This window comes from Klebsiella sp. M041 (assembly GCF_059759695.1).
In genome coordinates this window covers 122,923-138,135 of the sequence record NZ_JCAXWU010000007.1, presented here as the reverse complement: position 1 = coordinate 138,135, position 15,213 = coordinate 122,923, and the positions used below count along the sequence as shown (strand labels likewise).

Sequence of the window (15,213 nt, the reverse complement as noted above, 5' to 3'; positions counted from 1 at the left end):
GTGTATTGCAGATACGGTTATTGGATTGCCATTTTCTCACTCCGGCAAAAAGCGTCTGTCGCGTGTGATTTCAGCGTACATTGCGCTCCCGGTTAATCTTCTGCGTTATGCCTGGCATGGCGCAGGGAGCGCACAGGGGGCGGCCAGTCGCCGCCGCCCCCTGTACCCCCGGGCTCCGGCCAGCAAAATCGCCGCTACGCGGTACCTTCGACTTATCCCTGCAGGCTTCGGGTCGGGCCGAGGCAGCGTCCGTGCAAAACACGGCCCTCAGCCCGCATCCATGCGGGCTGCCCCGGCCTTCCGGGAACGTCTCAGCGATTTTGAGGCCGTCAGCACCGGCAGTTTCAGTCGCGCAAGTGGGTAAATCAAGGACAGGTCGCACGATCCGTAGGCCGGGTAAGGCGCAGCCGCCACCCGGCAAAATGGCGGCGTAACAGGGTTGCGTGGGAGGTAATGAACGCGTGCCCGGCGGCGCTGCGCTTGCGCGGGCCTACCGTATCTGAGCTTACGGGCTACATCCGTAGGCCGGGTAAGCGTAGCGCCACCCGGCAAAAAGCGTCTGTCGCGTGTGATTTCAGCGTACATTGCGCTCCCGGTTAATCGTCTGCGTTATGCCTGGCATGGCGCAGGGAGCGCACAGGGGGCGGCCAGTCGCCGCCGCCCCCTGTACCCCCGGGCTCCGGCCAGCAAAATCGCCGCTGCGCGGTCCCTTCGACTTATCCCTGCAGGCTTCGGGTCGGGCCGAGGCAGCGTCCGTGCAAAACACGGCCCTCAGCCCGCATCCATGCGGGCTGCCCCGGCCTTCCGGGAACGTCTCAGCGATTTTGAGGCCGTCAGCACCGGCAGTTTCAGTCGCGCAAGTGGGTAAATCAACGACAGGTCGCACGATCCGTAGGCCGGGTAAGGCGCAGCCGCCACCCGGCAAACTAACCGTGCAACAGGGTTGCCTGGGAGGTAATGAACGCGTGCCCGGCGGCGCTGCGCTTGCGCGGGCCTACCGTATCTGAGCTTACGGGCTACATCCGTAGGCCGGGTAAGCGTAGCGCCACCCGGCAAACTAACGGCAAAACAGGGCTGCCTGGAAGGTCATTCACTCACCAGCTGTTTGAGCAGCGCGAAGGCGTCTTTCATCTTGTCTTCGCTGACCACAAAGGCGCGCAGTTGATTCGCCGCATCCAGCCCTTTTGCCACCAGCCCCTCTTTGGCGGCCACGATGTTCCATGTCAGATCCTCGCGGCGGGTGTCGCCGGCCAGATGCAGCGGCAGATCCGGGGTCTTCACCTTCACCAGCATTGGCGGCAGCTTGAGTTCGCCTGCCTGCGCCAGCAGGTTTTTACTCAGGCACATGGCGCTGAGCAAAATCGGCTGCAGGAACGGCAGTACCGTACCGTTGATTTCCGCACAGTCGCCGAGGGCGTAAATCGCCGGGTCGCTGGTTTGCAGCTGGCTATTGACCACCACCCCGCGGTTAATCTGCAGTCCGGCGTGGCGCGCCAGCGAGGTTTCCGGGCGCAGGCCGGCGGCGGCCACCACCGCATCGACGGTTATCGCGCGCTGGCGGTCGAGACTGACGCGGATGCCGTCGGCGGTGTGTTCAAGCCCTTCCAGCTGCGTTTTTAACATCAGATGGACGCCCATCCCGGTGAGGCGATGCTGCAGACGGCTGCTGACCTCCGGCGGCATCAGCGCTGCCAGCACGCTGGCGGCATTATCGACCACCGTCACCGCTTTACCGGCGCGACAGAAATCCATCGCCAGCTCGCAGCCAATCAGGCCACCGCCGACGATCAGCACCCGGCTGGCGTCGCGGAGCTGGCTCTGCGCCGCGCCATATTCGTGCTGGCTGTTCAGCGTTAGCATCAGCTCGCGGCCCGGCACCGGGGGGATAAACGGCGTGGCGCCGGTGGCCAGCACCAGTTTGTCGTAGCGCCACTGCTTATCCAGGCTTTTCACCCGATGGTTTTCAGCGTCGATATCGCTCACCCAGGTATGGGGAAACAAGCGCAGGTGGTACTGTTCGGCGAACTCGCCGGCGCTTTGCAGAGTCAGATCGTCGGCGTGCTGTCCGCGGCTGATGACGTGGCTGAGATCGGGCTTGTTATACTCATCCATGCTGTCGGCGGCGATGAGGGTCAGCGGGATCTCGGCATCCTGCTTACGAATATTTTTCACCAGCTGGCGGGCCGCGAAGCCCGAGCCGATGATGACGATGCCATCACTCATTTTGCCTCCGTCGCCAGAACATCAAACACATCTTTACCCAGCGAACATTCAGGGCAGAGGAAGTTATCCGGCACGTCGCTCCACGGCGTACCCGGCTGCACATCCTGGTTAGGTTCGCCCTTCGCCGGGTCATACACCCACTGGCAGACGCTGCACTGCATCATGGGACCGAGATCGGCGGCCGCGGCGGCGGCACAGGCGCACTCCTGTTGTTCCGGCGTGACTGTCGCTTCAGCAACCGGCAGTGGAGCGAGCGCCCACTGGCGGGCGATGTCGCGCCCGTGTTGGCGGCACAGTTCGAGCGCGTCGATATCCGGGCGCCATTTGGCCTTCAGACTCAGGGACATTTCAAATCCGGCATCCTGCAGGCGGGTGGACAGGCGGTCTACCGCGCCGCCGCTCCAGCCGTGGGAGCCAAAGGCGCTGGCGCGTTTGTTGCGAAAACGCAGCCCGGTCATCTCTTCCACCAACCCGGCAATTTTCGGCATCATGACGTTGTTCATGGTGGAGGTGCCCACCAGCACGCCTTTTGAACGGAAAACGTTGGTCAGAATGTCGTTTTTGTCGCTGCGGGCGACGTTAAAGATTTTCACCGCCACCCGTGGGTCGACCTCGGTGATCCCCTGGGCAATGGCGTCCGCCATCATGCGGGTGTTGTTGGACATGGTGTCGTAGAAAATCGTGATGCGATCTTCCTGATAATCCGCCGCCCATTCGAGGTATTTCTCGACGATTTGCGTCGGGTTATCGCGCCAGACCACGCCGTGGGAGGTGGCAATCATCGCTACCGGCAGGTTGAAGCCGAGAATTTCGTTAATTTTCGGCGTCACCAGGCGGCTGAAGGGCGTCAGGATGTTGGCGTAGTAGCGCTGGCACTGTTCGTACAGTTCAGTCTGGTCCACTTCATCGTTGAACAGATGTTCGTCGCAGTAGTGCTGGCCGAAGGCGTCATTGCTGAACAGCACCGCGTCGCCGGTCAGGTAAGTCATCATGCTGTCCGGCCAGTGCAGCATTGGCGTTTCCACGAAGATCAGCTGCTTACCGTTGCCGATATCGAGGGTGTCGCCCGTTTTCACCACGTGGAAGTTCCACTCCGGATGGTGGTGGTGGCCGTTGATGGAGTCGATGGCGTTGGCGGTGCAGTAGATCGGCGTATCCGGGATCTGCATCATCAGCTCAGTCAACGCGCCGGCGTGGTCCTCTTCGGCGTGGTTAATAACGATGTAGTCGAGGTCGGCGAGGTCGATTTCGCGGCGCAGATTCTGCACGAACTCGCGGCTGAATTTATGATCGACGGTATCGATCAGCACGTTTTTCTCTTCGCGGATGAGATAGCTGTTATAGCTGCTGCCGCGCAGCGTTTTATATTCGGTGCCGTGGAAATCACGCACTTCCCAGTCACGTTGGCCAACCCAAAGAATGTTATTTTTCACCACAATAGACATAGCAACCTCAATTAATACAGTGTGTTCAAAGTCAGTTGATTGATGTATTACAAGTTGCGTGCCAGTTTTTTAACTTATTGAATAAAAGCATTTTTTAAATTTTCATGATTTTAGTTGCTGTCAAAATGACAATGATTAAAATAGTCGATATGACTATATAAACTGTCAAAATGACAATGGAGCGATGATGAGTTTTTCCGTCGAGGCGCTGGCGAAAATCGCCATTGATTTACAAAGCGATATCGGCCACGTCGACCGCTTTTCGCGCCTGATCGCCACCCTGCGGCAGATCCTTGGCTGCGACGCCTCGGCGCTGCTGCGCTATGAGGCCCATCAGTTTGTGCCGCTGGCGATCGATGGTCTGGCGCAGGATGTGCTTGGCCGGCGCTTTGCACTGGATGGGCATCCGCGGCTGGAGGCGATCGCCCGCGCCGGCGATGTGGTGCGCTTCCCGGCGGACAGCGACCTGCCGGACCCCTATGACGGCCTGATCCCCGGCCAGGAGAGCCTCAAGGTTCACGCCTGCGTGGGGTTGCCGCTGTTTGCCGGGCAAACGCTGATCGGCGCGCTGACTCTTGACGGCATGGATGCCGACCGCTTCGACAGCTTCAGCGATGAAGAGCTGCGACTGATTGCCGCGCTGGTGGCCGGGGCGCTGAATAACGCGCTGCTTATCGCCCGCCTTGAAGCGCAAAACGTCCTGCCCGCGCAGGTGGTGAATTACCCGCAGCCGGAGCGTCAGGAGATCATCGGCCTGTCGGCGCCGATGCTGCAGCTGAAAAAAGAGATCGAGATTGTCGCCGCCTCGGATTTGAACGTGCTGATCAGCGGGGAAACGGGGACCGGTAAGGAGCTGGTGGCGAAGGCGGTGCATCAGGGATCGCCGCGAGCGGCTAACCCGCTGGTGTACCTCAACTGCGCGGCGCTGCCGGAGAGCGTGGCGGAGAGCGAGCTGTTCGGTCACGTGAAAGGGGCGTTTACCGGGGCTATCAGCAACCGTAGCGGCAAATTTGAGATGGCCGATAACGGCACGCTGTTCCTCGACGAAATCGGCGAGCTGTCGCTGGCGCTGCAGGCGAAGCTGCTGCGCGTCCTGCAGTATGGCGATATTCAGCGTGTCGGCGATGACCGCAGCCTGCGGGTCGATGTGCGGGTGCTGGCGGCCACCAACCGCGACCTGCGCCAGGAGGTGGTGGAAGGGCGCTTTCGCGCCGACCTCTATCACCGGCTGAGCGTCTTCCCGCTGTCGGTTCCGGCGCTGCGCGAGCGGGAAAATGACGTGGTGCTGCTGGCTGGCTATTTTTGCGAGCAGTGCCGCCTGCGGATGGGACTGTCGCGGGTAATTTTAAGTGAGGCAACGCGAAACAGGCTGCAGCAGTGGTCGTGGCCGGGCAACGTGCGCGAACTGGAGCATGCCATTCACCGCGCGGTGGTGCTGGCGCGGGCTACTCAGGCTGGCGATGACGTAGTACTGGAGCCGCAGCATTTCGAGTTTACGGCGACTGCGCCGACGTTGCCGACCGAGGCAGCGGCAGCGGCGCCGGCAATGGGCAACGTGAATCTGCGCGAAGCCACGGATAATTTCCAGCGCGAGGCGATTGCCCGCGCGCTGGCGGCACATCAGGGCAACTGGGCGGCGACCGCCCGCGCGCTGGAACTCGACGTCGCCAACCTGCACCGGCTGGCGAAACGTCTGGGGCTTAAAGGATCCCGGCCTGGTAAAAGTTCTGCAGGTTGATGGCGCCGACCAGTTGGCCGTTTTCATCGACTACCGGCGCGGCGCTGATTTTGTGCTTCATCAGCCGCTCTTTGGCTTCCACCGCGCGGCTCTCCGCCTGTAGCGTCACGCCGTTGCGGGTCATCGCCTGCGCGACGCCGTCGTTTAAGGTGCCGCCGCCCACCAGCCAGCGGCGCAGGTCGCCGTCGGTGAAGACCCCCTGCACGCGGTTGGCCTCATCGCAGACCGCCACCAGGCCGAGCCCTGTGCGGCTTAGCTCGAGCATTGCGTTCATGACGTTGGCGTCCGTGCCGACGCGCGGCACTTCGTCGTCGCGGCGCATCAGGTGATGCACTTTGTTCAGCAGACGCGCGCCAAGCGCCCCTGCCGGGTGGGAGCGGGCAAAATCCTCTTCATTGAAGCCGCGGGCCTGCATGACCGCCATCGCCAGCGCATCGCCAAGCATCAGGGTGTTGACGGTGCTGGAGGTCGGCGCCAGGTGCATCGGACAGGCCTCTCGCTCGACGGCGATATCCAGCACCGCTTTCGCCGCCAGCGCCAGCGGCGAGGTGGATTTGCCGGTCATCGCCAGCAGCGGGATACCTTTTTCCTCCAGCCGCGGCACGATCAGATCCAGCTCTTTCGCGCTGCCGGAGTAGGAGATAAACAGCATCACGTCGCGGCCGTCGAGCATGCCAAGATCGCCGTGCAGGGCTTCCGCCGGATGGACAAAAAAGGCCGGGGTGCCGGTGCTGGCGAAGGTCGCCGCCAGCTTTTTGCCGATATGACCGGATTTACCGATACCGGAGACAATCAGTTTGCCCTCGCAGTGGATGATGGTTTCCGCCGCGCGGATGAAGTCGTCGCCCAGGCGTTCCGGCAGGCGGCTCGCCTCCTGTAGCTCCAGCATCAGGGTCTGGCGTCCGGCCTCTAACAAAAAGTTACTCATGATGTTCTCCAGTAATGATGACTTCTATGCCTTTGGCTTCCAGCGCCCGCTGGAATGCAGGGTCAATATCGGCATCGGTAATCAATTTATCCACGCGCTCCAGGCCGCAGACGATATTGGGACTTTTACGGCCAAACTTTGACGAGTCGGCCATCAGGATCACTTCGCGGGCGGCGTTACACATCGCCTTGCTGACGGTATACACCTCATTGAAGGTGGTGACGCCGGCGTTCAGATCGATGCCGTCGGTGCCCATAAACAGCTTGTCGAAACTGAACTGTTCGAAAGCGTTTTCCGCCAGCTGGCCGTGAAAGGAGGCCGATTTTTTGCGGAAGGTGCCGCCGGGCATCAGGATAGTCTGTTCATTATCCAGTTCGGCCAGAGCGTTGACGATATGCAGGCTGTTGGTCATCACCGTGATGTTATTGAAGCGGCTGAGCAGTGGGACCATCTGCAGCACCGTGCTGCCGGCATCGAGGATGAGGGAGTCGCCATCATGAATAAAGCGCACCGCCGCTTCGGCGATGCGCGCTTTCTTATGGGTGTTGATCAGCGTTTTATGATCGATCGGCGGATCGGCTTCATCTTTGTTGAGTACCACGCCACCGTAGGTGCGAATGACGGTGCCGGCGTTTTCCAGCGTGACCAGATCCTTGCGGATGGTGGTGCCGGTAGTATCGAAGTGTTGCGCCAGCTCTTCGACCGAGCATTTTCCCTGCGACTGCAGGAACTCGAGAATGGCTGCCTGGCGCTGACGTGGTTTCATAGGCGTCTATCCTGCGTTTAAGTTTCGAAGTGATAATTTCGCAAGATATTTACTTTTACAACGAAATTATCCATGTTTCGGATTAAGCGCTAATGATAGTGCATTCTGACAGCGCGGATCATGGGGAAAGATCACATCAGGCTGCAATTCCCCGATATGTTTGCCATCCAGCGCGGGGATTTTTTGCGGTCGGGCGAAAATGGTGAAGCCTTTCATCAGCAGCGTGTCGCAGATGCGGTTGTCATCATCAACGGCGATAGCGACGATGGCGCGCGGTTGAAAGCGCCCGGCGGAGCGGCCGACCCCCACCCGACCCTGCTGGCACAGGCTGTCGAAGGCGCGATTGAAGCGGCGGATCTGCCAGCCGCCGAAGGCCAGTTGGGTAAGCCAGGCGATGGCGGCGACGGTGATGAGTGCGGTAACCATAGGTGTCTCCTTAAGGGGGCCGGGAACAATCCGGGTCGCGGCGCGAGCACCTAACCCGAGCGACCCGCGGTGCCGTATTTTTGTCGGGTGGCGGCTAACGCCTTACCCGACCTACCGTTTTGTAGCCCGGATAAGCGCGGCGCCATCCGGGATCCCTTTAAAACATCACCTGGCCGCCGGTAACGTTGATCGACTGACCGGTGCAGTACGACGCCTGCGGGCTGGCGTAAAACATCAGGACGTTCAGCACATCCTGATATTCGCATCCGCGCTTCAGGGGCACCTTGTCGATGTAGTACTGCTCGACCTCGCTCTCATCGATACCGAGCTTGGTGGCGTACTGCGGCAGCAGCGACTGGAACATCGGCGACTTCAGCAGATTACCGAGCATCAGTGAGTGTACGGTAATGCCGTACTCCGCCAGATCCAGCGCCAGCGACTGGGTCAGGCCGACGCCGCCGAACTTCGCCGCGCTGTAGCCGGAGTTGTGCTTGCTGCCCACTTTGCCGGATTTCGAGTTGATCTGAATGATGCGTCCCTTAATGCCGTCGCGGATCATCAGCCGGGAAAACTCGCGGGCGCAGAGGAAGTAGCCCACCAGATTGACCTGCAGCGAGCGGTCGAAATCCCCCAGCGCAAAGTCGCTAATAAACGCCGCTTTAGCGATGCCGGCGCTGTACACCAGCAGATCGACACGCGAGAAAATCTCATCCACTCCGTGGGCCAGCGCGGTGACGCTGGCCTCGCTGGTGGCGTCGGCGCCGAAGCCATACGCCATGCCTTCGCCATATTCAGCGTTAATCTCCTGGGCGACGCGGCTGGCTTTTTCGCTCTGAATATCGACCACCGCCACGCGGTAGCCCTCGGCGGCCAGCCCGCGGCACAGAAACTCTCCTAAGGTTTGTCCACCGCCAACGACAACAGCAACCTGATTCATCTCTCTCTCCTGTTAAGCAACAAATTTCAGTACGCAGCCGGGCGCGATGGCGTCCGGCACCGGGCCCGCCACATGGACGGTACCCGGGAACTCCGCTTCACGATGGCCGTCAAAGCGCAGGGTGATGTGGCCCAGCTCGCGCAGGTTTTGTTCGGCGACCTCGCCGACGGCGGTCACCGGGTAGCGCAGCTCGCCAAGCTGCAGCTCTGCGCCCGGCTGCAGCGCGCCGGCAAGCTCGCCGTGGTTGTGAATAAAGCAGTACGCTTCGATATCCGCCGGGGCGCCCTCGCGGAAGGTGATCAGCATCTGCTCTTCCAGCGCCATCGTCGCGCAGGCGCCGATGTGCGTAATGGTGGTCTGGTAAATCACGGTCATGTTCTGGCCCCTCTTACTGGTAAATAAATCCGGAAACGAACCACGCGATCAGCACCGTTGGCGCGCCGGTCAAAAAGCGGCTGACCAGCACCGACGGCACGCCGACGCGCACGGTATCCTGGCGGGCTTCAGCCAGCGACAGGCCTACCGGGATAAAATCGCAGGCGGCCTGGGCGTTAATGGCGAACAGCGCCGGCAGGGCGAGGTGCGGGGGAATATTGCCGAGGCCGATCTGCACGCCAATCAGCACGCCGATAACCTGGGCGATAACCGCGCCGGGGCCGAGAAACGGCGACAGCAGCGGGAAGGAGCAGATCAGCGCCAGGGTCACCAGACCCAGCGGATGGCTGGCCAGCGGCGCCAGGCCATGGGCGATCCAGTCGCCGATGCCGGAGGCCATGATGATGCCGATCAGCGCCGAGACGAAGGCCATAAACGGCAGAATGGTCTTCAGCACCGTATCGATGGTGTCGCGCCCGGCCTGGAACAGCACCGCCACCACCGAGCCCATCCCCATCCCGACCTTCGCCAGCAGGCCATCGCTCTGTTCAGTGATCTTTTTGCTGGCATCGTAATCGCGACCCGCGCGGTTGTTCTCCGCCGGCGGCTCGGGAGCTACCGCGCTGTCGGTCGCGATGCGCTGAATGTTCTCCTCTTTGACGCCGGAGACGTAGATATCTTCTGTGATGTACTGGGCCAGCGGCCCTGATTTGCCGGTGGCATGGATATTCACCGTCGGGATACGACGCTTGGGGTAGAGCCCGCAGCGCAGGGTGCCTCCGCAGTCGATAATCGCCACGCCGATGTCGCTTTCCGCCGGTTCGCCCTCTTTAAAACCGTCCACCGCCTGCCAGCCGGTCAGACTGGCGATGCGGTCAACGATCGCCGGGCGGGTGCCGGCGGTGATATAGACGATCTTTTTGCCCTCGACGACGTCGAGCTCAAGGGGGCCGCCCCAGCCGCCGGTGCCTTTCTCAATACGAATCCGGGTCATGATGTCGCTCCTGACAGATGCACTTTCTGAGCCAGCTGAATCGCCATTTTTCGTTCGAAAATCGAGGTGGTCAGGTCGGTGACCCAGCCGCGGAAGAAGTTGGTCACCAGCCCGACCAGCAGATAGCTCACCGCCAGCGGCCCAAGCGGCAGGCCGAGGGTGGTGAGGCCGTTGGCGATGCCGAGATAGACGAACAGTTCGCCGGGGTTGATATGCGGAAACAGGCCGTTCATCGAGTGGCAGCTGTAGGACGCCGCCGCGTAATAGCTGGGCTTGTACTTCTCTGGCATAAAGCGGCCCAGGCTCAGGGTCATTGGGTTACAAAACACAAAGGTGCCGATGCAGGGCAACAGCAGGTAGCGGGAGATCGGGTTCCCGGCGCAGCGCTGCGCCAGTTTTTCGATCCGCTGCTGGCCGATAAAGTTGATCAGCGCGTTCATGATCACCAGCAGACTGATCAGCAAGGGGAGGATCCCGGTCACCATTCCGGTAAATACCTCGCCGCCTTTCTGAAACAGGCCGATAAACCACTCTGCGCCGTGGGTCACGACGTCAATCATTGTTCTCTCCTTCAGCATGTTATTTTTCTTGCTAACTGCAGGCTGATTTTAATCACTTTGAAAGGTTTTAAAGTGTTAAATAGATCGCAAAATGAAAGATAAATATTTTATTTCGAAAGATTGGTGTTGAGAGGATGAAATCACGAGGCGCATGACAGCATCCAGGAAGGGGGGCGGTGAAGGACTATTTTGTCTACAAACAGATTGTCGCTTTCTTGTTGGTCGTCGCATGCTTTACCATAATTATCCCTTGCTGAATTTGTTAAACGGAATTCCCATGTTGAAGCGTCGCTCTCTGGCTGTACTTCCCCTTTGTGTGCTCCTCGCTGCCTGCAGCAGCAAACCCAAGACTCCCGCGGAAACGGAGATGGCGAGTGGAACCGGCGGCTTTTTGCTGGAACCGCAGCATAACGTGATGCAGATGGGCGGCGACTTCGCCAACAACCCGGCAGCGGCGCAGTTCATCGATAAGATGGTGGCGAAGCACGGCTTCGACAGGCAGCAGCTGCAGGAGATCCTGTCGCAGGCGAAGCGTCTGGACTACGTTCTGCGGCTGATGGATCGTCAGGCGCCGACCGGCCTGCCGCCGACCGGGCCGACCGGCGCCTGGCTGCGCTACAAGAAACAGTTTATTACCCCGGATAACGTGCAGAACGGCGTGGTGTTCTGGAATCAGTATCAGGACGCGCTCAACCGCGCTTATCAGGTCTACGGCGTACCGCCGGAAATCATTGTCGGCATTATCGGCGTGGAGACCCGTTGGGGTCGGGTGATGGGCAAAACCCGCATCCTCGACGCGCTGGCGACCCTGTCGTTTAACTATCCGCGCCGTGCTGAGTACTTCTCCTCCGAGCTGGAAACCTTCCTGCTGATGGCGCGCAGCGAAAGCGACGACCCGCTGGATCTGAAAGGCTCTTTCGCCGGGGCGATGGGTTACGGCCAGTTTATGCCGTCCTCCTATAAGCAATACGCGGTGGACTTTAACGGCGACGGCCATATCAACCTGTGGGACCCGGTGGATGCGATCGGCAGCGTGGCCAACTACTTCAAACAGCACGGCTGGGTGAGCGGCGATCTGGTGGCGGTGCAGGCGCTGGGCCAGGCGCCGGGGCTGGAGAATGGTTTCAAAACCAAATACAGCGTTTCGCAGCTGTCGGCGGCGGGATTAACCCCGACCCAGCCGCTGGGCAACCATCAGCAGGCCAGCCTGCTGCGCCTGGACGTCGGCACCGGCTATGAGTACTGGTACGGGTTGCCGAACTTCTATACCATCACCCGCTACAACCACAGCACCCACTACGCCATGGCCGTCTGGCAGCTTGGCCTGGCGGTTTCTCAGGCCCGCGGCGGTTATTAATACTGTCATCCGGCTGACCGATCCCGAGCCTCCCCGGATAGCGGCGCGTAGCGCCTTATCCGGGCTATGGTCTGTTATCCGGCTGGCAGCCCCGGTAAGCGCAGCGCGACCGGGGGACTTCTCGTTTATCCTCCTGCTTTTTCCCGTTTGCCTGCCGCTTGTCGACCTTTGTTACATTTCCGCTCCCGACGCTGATTTACAATCTTATTCCGCCTCTGTATTGTTATGTTATAACATTCAATAGAGGTGAGATATGTTCACATCGGTTTTTATGGCATCCGGCGCGGCGCGCCTGGCCATCGCGGGAACGCTACTGGCGGCGCTATGGCTGGCGACCTGGTGGGCGGTGACGCTACCATGATTGAACTGGAACAACTGGTAACCGGCTATGGCGGGGTGGCGATCACCCCTCCGCTGAGCGGGATGATATGCCCCGGCAGCCTGACGGCAATCGTTGGCCTCAATGGCTGCGGAAAATCGACCCTGCTGAAAACCCTCGCCGGGTTTCTTCCGCCGGTCAGTGGCTGTCTGCGCTGGCAGGGAAAGCGGCCGGTGATTGGCTGGCTGGCGCAGCGCCATGCCCTCGAGTCGCAGTTTCCTCTCAACGTGCAGGATGTGGTGAGCCAGGGCGCATGGCCCGGCGTGTCGCTGCTGCGCGGTCTGGGCGGCGATACCCGGCGACGCATCGGCGCGGCGCTGGAGCGGGTCGGGCTGGCGAGCCTGGCGAAAACCCCGATCGAAGCGCTCTCCGGCGGCCAGTTTCAGCGCATGCTGTTTGCCCGGGTGCTGGTGCAGCAGGCGCCGCTGGTGATGCTCGACGAGCCCTTCACCGGCATTGATGAAGCGACCAGTCGCGAACTGATGGATTTGATCCTCGACATGCACCGGCAGGGGCAGACCATCCTGGCGGTGCTGCATGATAACCAGCGGGTAGCCGACTTTTTCCCGGAGACGCTGCTGCTGACCCCCCGGCGCGCCTGCTGGGGCGCCACCCGGGCGGTTCTCCCGGCCTTCAGCCAGGCGAGGTCGGCATGATCTGGCACACCTTCTTTCAGCCTTTTATTGAATTCGGCTTTATGCGCCGGGCGCTGGTGGTCTGTCTGGCGCTGTCGCTCAGCACCACCATGCTGGGCGTCTTCCTGCTGCTGCGGCGCATGAGCCTGATGGGCGACGCGCTGTCGCACGCCATTCTCCCCGGCGTGGCGGTGGGCTATCTGCTGAGCGGCATGTCGCTGCTGGCCATGACCCTGGGCGGCTTTGTCGCCGGCATCGCGGTCGCGCTGGTGGCGGGATGGGTGAGCCGGCGGACGCCGTTAAAAGAGGACGCCAGCTTTGCCGGATTTTATCTGGGATCGCTGGCGCTGGGCGTCACCCTGGTGTCGCTGCGCGGCTCCAGCGTCGACCTGCTGCATCTGCTGTTTGGCTCCATTCTGGCGGTGGACCGTGACGCGGCGCTGTTTGTCAGCGGCGTCGCCAGCCTGACGCTGCTGTGCATCGCGCTGTGCTACCGCGGTCTGGTCAGCGAGGCGTTCGACAGCGCCTGGCTGCAGGTGAACCACCGCCGGCTGCCCGCGCTGCTGCATGGGCTTTTTCTGGCGCTGCTGGTGCTTAACCTGGTGGCGGGGTTTCAGGTGCTCGGCACGCTGATGGCGGTAGGGGTGATGATGCTGCCGGCGGTCGCCGCGCGCTGCTGGGCGCGAACGCTGCCGGGCATCCTGCTGCTGGCGGCGCTCTCCGGCGCGCTCTGCGCCTGGCTGGGTTTGAGTCTCTCCTGGGCGGCCAGTCTTCCCGCCGGGCCCGCCATCGTGCTGACCGCCAGCGCGCTGTTTTTTATTTCGCTGTTTTTTGGCACGCGCAGCCGGCTGCTGGTCGGCTGGCGCAAATTGATGGGGTAAGGAAATGATGAAACGTAGTGCAATAGTGGTCGCGCTGGCCTTCGGCCTGATGGCGCAGGGGGCGATGGCGAAAACGCTGAATGTGGTAAGCAGTTTTTCGGTGCTGGGTGATATGGTGCAGCAGGTCGGCGGGGAGCATGTTCATGTGGACACCCTGGTCGGCCCGGATGGCGATCCGCACACCTTCGAGCCGTCGCCGAAGGACAGCGCGCTGCTCAGCAAGGCCGACGTGGTGGTGGTTAACGGTCTGGGACTGGAAGGGTGGCTGGATCGCCTGATTAAGGCCTCTGGTTTTAAGGGCGAGCTGGTGGTGGCGTCGAAGGGCGTCAAGACCCATACCCTCGATGAAGATGGCAAAACGGTGACCGATCCCCACGCCTGGAACAGCGCGGCGAACGGCGCGTTGTATGCGCAGAATATCCTCGATGGACTGGTGAAAGCCGACCCGGAAGATCAAGCGGCGCTGACGAACAGCGGCAAGCGTTATATCGAGCAACTGACGGCCCTCGACGGCTGGGCGAAAGGGCAGTTCAGCGCCATTCCGCAGGCAAAGCGCAAAGTTCTCACCAGCCATGACGCCTTCGGCTATTTTGGCCGCGCTTATCACGTGACCTTCCTCGCGCCGCAGGGGCTCTCTTCAGAGAGCGAGGCCAGCGCGGCGCAGGTGGCGGCGCTGATTAAGCAAATCAACGCGGACGGCGTCCATACCTGGTTTATGGAGAACCAGCTTGACCCGCGACTGGTGAAGCAGATCGCCAGCGCCACCGGCGCGCAGCCCGGCGGAGAACTCTATCCTGAGGCGCTCTCCGCCCCGGGTGGCGTCGCGGATAGCTATGTCAAAATGATGCGTCATAACGTGGCGCTGATCGCCGCCAGCATGAAGTAGTTTTGCGATTTCTCATCCCGGCGCCGCCGGGATGATTCATTTTGGATGTCCCCTCGTAAATTCCACACCTCGTCCCCATATCTCTGTGGAAAGTGCTATCTTTGATGGCCTCTTTATCCGGAGCAAAGCGGGGCGATAATGACCGATTCAGAATTAATGCAGCTAAGCGAGGAGGTCGGCCGGGCGCTGAAGGCGCAGGGCGCGACGGTGACCACGGCGGAATCCTGCACCGGCGGCTGGATAGCGAAAGCCATCACCGATATTGCCGGCAGCTCAGCGTGGTTTGAACGCGGTTTTGTGACCTACAGCAACGAGGCCAAATCGCAAATGATCGGCGTCAGCGAAGCGACGCTGCGGGACAACGGCGCGGTGAGCGAACCGGTGGTGGTGGAGATGGCGATCGGCGCGTTGCGCGCCGCGCGCGCGGACTATGCCATCTCGGTAAGCGGCGTCGCCGGGCCGGATGGCGGCAGCGACGAAAAGCCGGTCGGGACGGTGTGGTTTGGCGTCGCCAGCGTCAGCGGGCAAGGGGTGACGCGGCGGGAATGCTTTGCCGGAGACCGCGAAGCGGTGCGTCGTCAGGCGACGGCCTACGCGCTCAATCTGCTCTGGCAACAATTTCTACAAAAGACTTGATACTGTATGACTATACAGTATAATTGCCTCAACTGAACAAATATTAA

15 protein-coding genes are annotated in these 15,213 nt (G+C 61.1%); 6 read left to right on the top strand and 9 right to left on the bottom strand.

Annotated elements, in window-relative coordinates; translation table 11 throughout:
• Positions 1 to 1,086: 1,086 nt before the first annotated feature.
• The gene (gene norW, locus AC6CWS_RS11145) at positions 1,087 to 2,223 is read right to left on the bottom strand and encodes an NADH:flavorubredoxin reductase NorW (RefSeq protein WP_065883436.1); all 1,137 of its coding nucleotides are present in this window, start codon (positions 2,221 to 2,223) and stop codon (positions 1,087 to 1,089) included.
• On the bottom strand, positions 2,220 to 3,668 hold the full coding sequence (gene norV / locus AC6CWS_RS11140; protein WP_023290776.1) for an anaerobic nitric oxide reductase flavorubredoxin: 1,449 nt from the start codon (positions 3,666 to 3,668) through the stop codon (positions 2,220 to 2,222). Before norV ends, norW begins: the two co-directional genes overlap by 4 nt.
• Before the next feature lie 187 nt (positions 3,669 to 3,855).
• Between norV and norR the strand changes: the two genes are divergently transcribed.
• Positions 3,856 to 5,406 (top strand): nitric oxide reductase transcriptional regulator NorR, encoded by a 1,551-nt coding sequence (gene norR / locus AC6CWS_RS11135; RefSeq protein WP_065883435.1) that lies wholly within the window; start codon positions 3,856 to 3,858, stop codon positions 5,404 to 5,406.
• Here norR and gutQ read toward each other — a convergent pair.
• The 7 genes from gutQ to srlA all read right to left on the bottom strand — a co-directional run bounded on the left by gutQ (position 5,369) and on the right by srlA (position 10,392).
• A complete protein-coding gene (gutQ, locus tag AC6CWS_RS11130) occupies positions 5,369 to 6,334 on the bottom strand; it encodes an arabinose-5-phosphate isomerase GutQ (RefSeq protein ID WP_032453823.1) in 966 nt (321 codons plus the stop codon). The two genes, norR and gutQ, sit on opposite strands and share 38 nt — an antisense overlap.
• Positions 6,327 to 7,100 (bottom strand): glucitol operon DNA-binding transcriptional repressor SrlR, encoded by a 774-nt coding sequence (gene srlR, locus AC6CWS_RS11125; RefSeq protein WP_004205671.1) that lies wholly within the window; start codon positions 7,098 to 7,100, stop codon positions 6,327 to 6,329. Before srlR ends, gutQ begins: the two co-directional genes overlap by 8 nt.
• A gap of 66 nt (positions 7,101 to 7,166) precedes the next feature.
• Positions 7,167 to 7,526, bottom strand: a complete 360-nt coding sequence (gutM, locus tag AC6CWS_RS11120; protein ID WP_023290773.1) for a transcriptional regulator GutM — start codon at positions 7,524 to 7,526, stop codon at positions 7,167 to 7,169.
• A 157-nt stretch (positions 7,527 to 7,683) separates the two neighbouring features.
• Positions 7,684 to 8,463 (bottom strand): sorbitol-6-phosphate dehydrogenase, encoded by a 780-nt coding sequence (gene srlD / locus AC6CWS_RS11115; protein WP_065883433.1) that lies wholly within the window; start codon positions 8,461 to 8,463, stop codon positions 7,684 to 7,686.
• 12 nt (positions 8,464 to 8,475) lie between these two features.
• Positions 8,476 to 8,838, bottom strand: a complete 363-nt coding sequence (gene srlB / locus AC6CWS_RS11110; RefSeq protein ID WP_050533591.1) for a PTS glucitol/sorbitol transporter subunit IIA — start codon at positions 8,836 to 8,838, stop codon at positions 8,476 to 8,478.
• A 13-nt stretch (positions 8,839 to 8,851) separates the two neighbouring features.
• A complete protein-coding gene (gene srlE / locus AC6CWS_RS11105) occupies positions 8,852 to 9,832 on the bottom strand; it encodes a PTS glucitol/sorbitol transporter subunit IIB (protein WP_032453820.1) in 981 nt (326 codons plus the stop codon).
• On the bottom strand, positions 9,829 to 10,392 hold the full coding sequence (gene srlA, locus AC6CWS_RS11100; RefSeq protein WP_004205677.1) for a PTS glucitol/sorbitol transporter subunit IIC: 564 nt from the start codon (positions 10,390 to 10,392) through the stop codon (positions 9,829 to 9,831). Before srlA ends, srlE begins: the two co-directional genes overlap by 4 nt.
• A 277-nt stretch (positions 10,393 to 10,669) precedes the next feature.
• Here srlA and mltB point away from each other — a divergent pair, with 277 nt between their 5' ends.
• From mltB to pncC, 5 genes are all read left to right on the top strand, one after another.
• Positions 10,670 to 11,749 carry a lytic murein transglycosylase B gene (gene mltB / locus AC6CWS_RS11095; RefSeq protein WP_023290770.1) on the top strand — a complete coding sequence of 360 codons (1,080 nt, stop codon included), beginning with the start codon at positions 10,670 to 10,672 and terminating at the stop codon, positions 11,747 to 11,749.
• A gap of 324 nt (positions 11,750 to 12,073) precedes the next feature.
• Positions 12,074 to 12,784: a metal ABC transporter ATP-binding protein gene (locus AC6CWS_RS11090; RefSeq protein WP_074442673.1), complete on the top strand. Its 711-nt coding sequence runs from the start codon at positions 12,074 to 12,076 to the stop codon at positions 12,782 to 12,784.
• Positions 12,781 to 13,644, top strand: a complete 864-nt coding sequence (locus tag AC6CWS_RS11085; protein WP_023290767.1) for a metal ABC transporter permease — start codon at positions 12,781 to 12,783, stop codon at positions 13,642 to 13,644. The genes AC6CWS_RS11090 and AC6CWS_RS11085 overlap by 4 nt, the downstream gene beginning before the upstream one ends.
• Positions 13,645 to 13,651: 7 nt before the next feature.
• Entirely contained in the window at positions 13,652 to 14,530 is an 879-nt protein-coding gene (locus AC6CWS_RS11080; RefSeq protein WP_032453816.1) for a metal ABC transporter substrate-binding protein, read from the top strand.
• Between the two features lie 138 nt (positions 14,531 to 14,668).
• Positions 14,669 to 15,166 (top strand): nicotinamide-nucleotide amidase, encoded by a 498-nt coding sequence (gene pncC, locus AC6CWS_RS11075; protein WP_065883429.1) that lies wholly within the window; start codon positions 14,669 to 14,671, stop codon positions 15,164 to 15,166.
• Positions 15,167 to 15,213 lie beyond the last annotated feature (47 nt).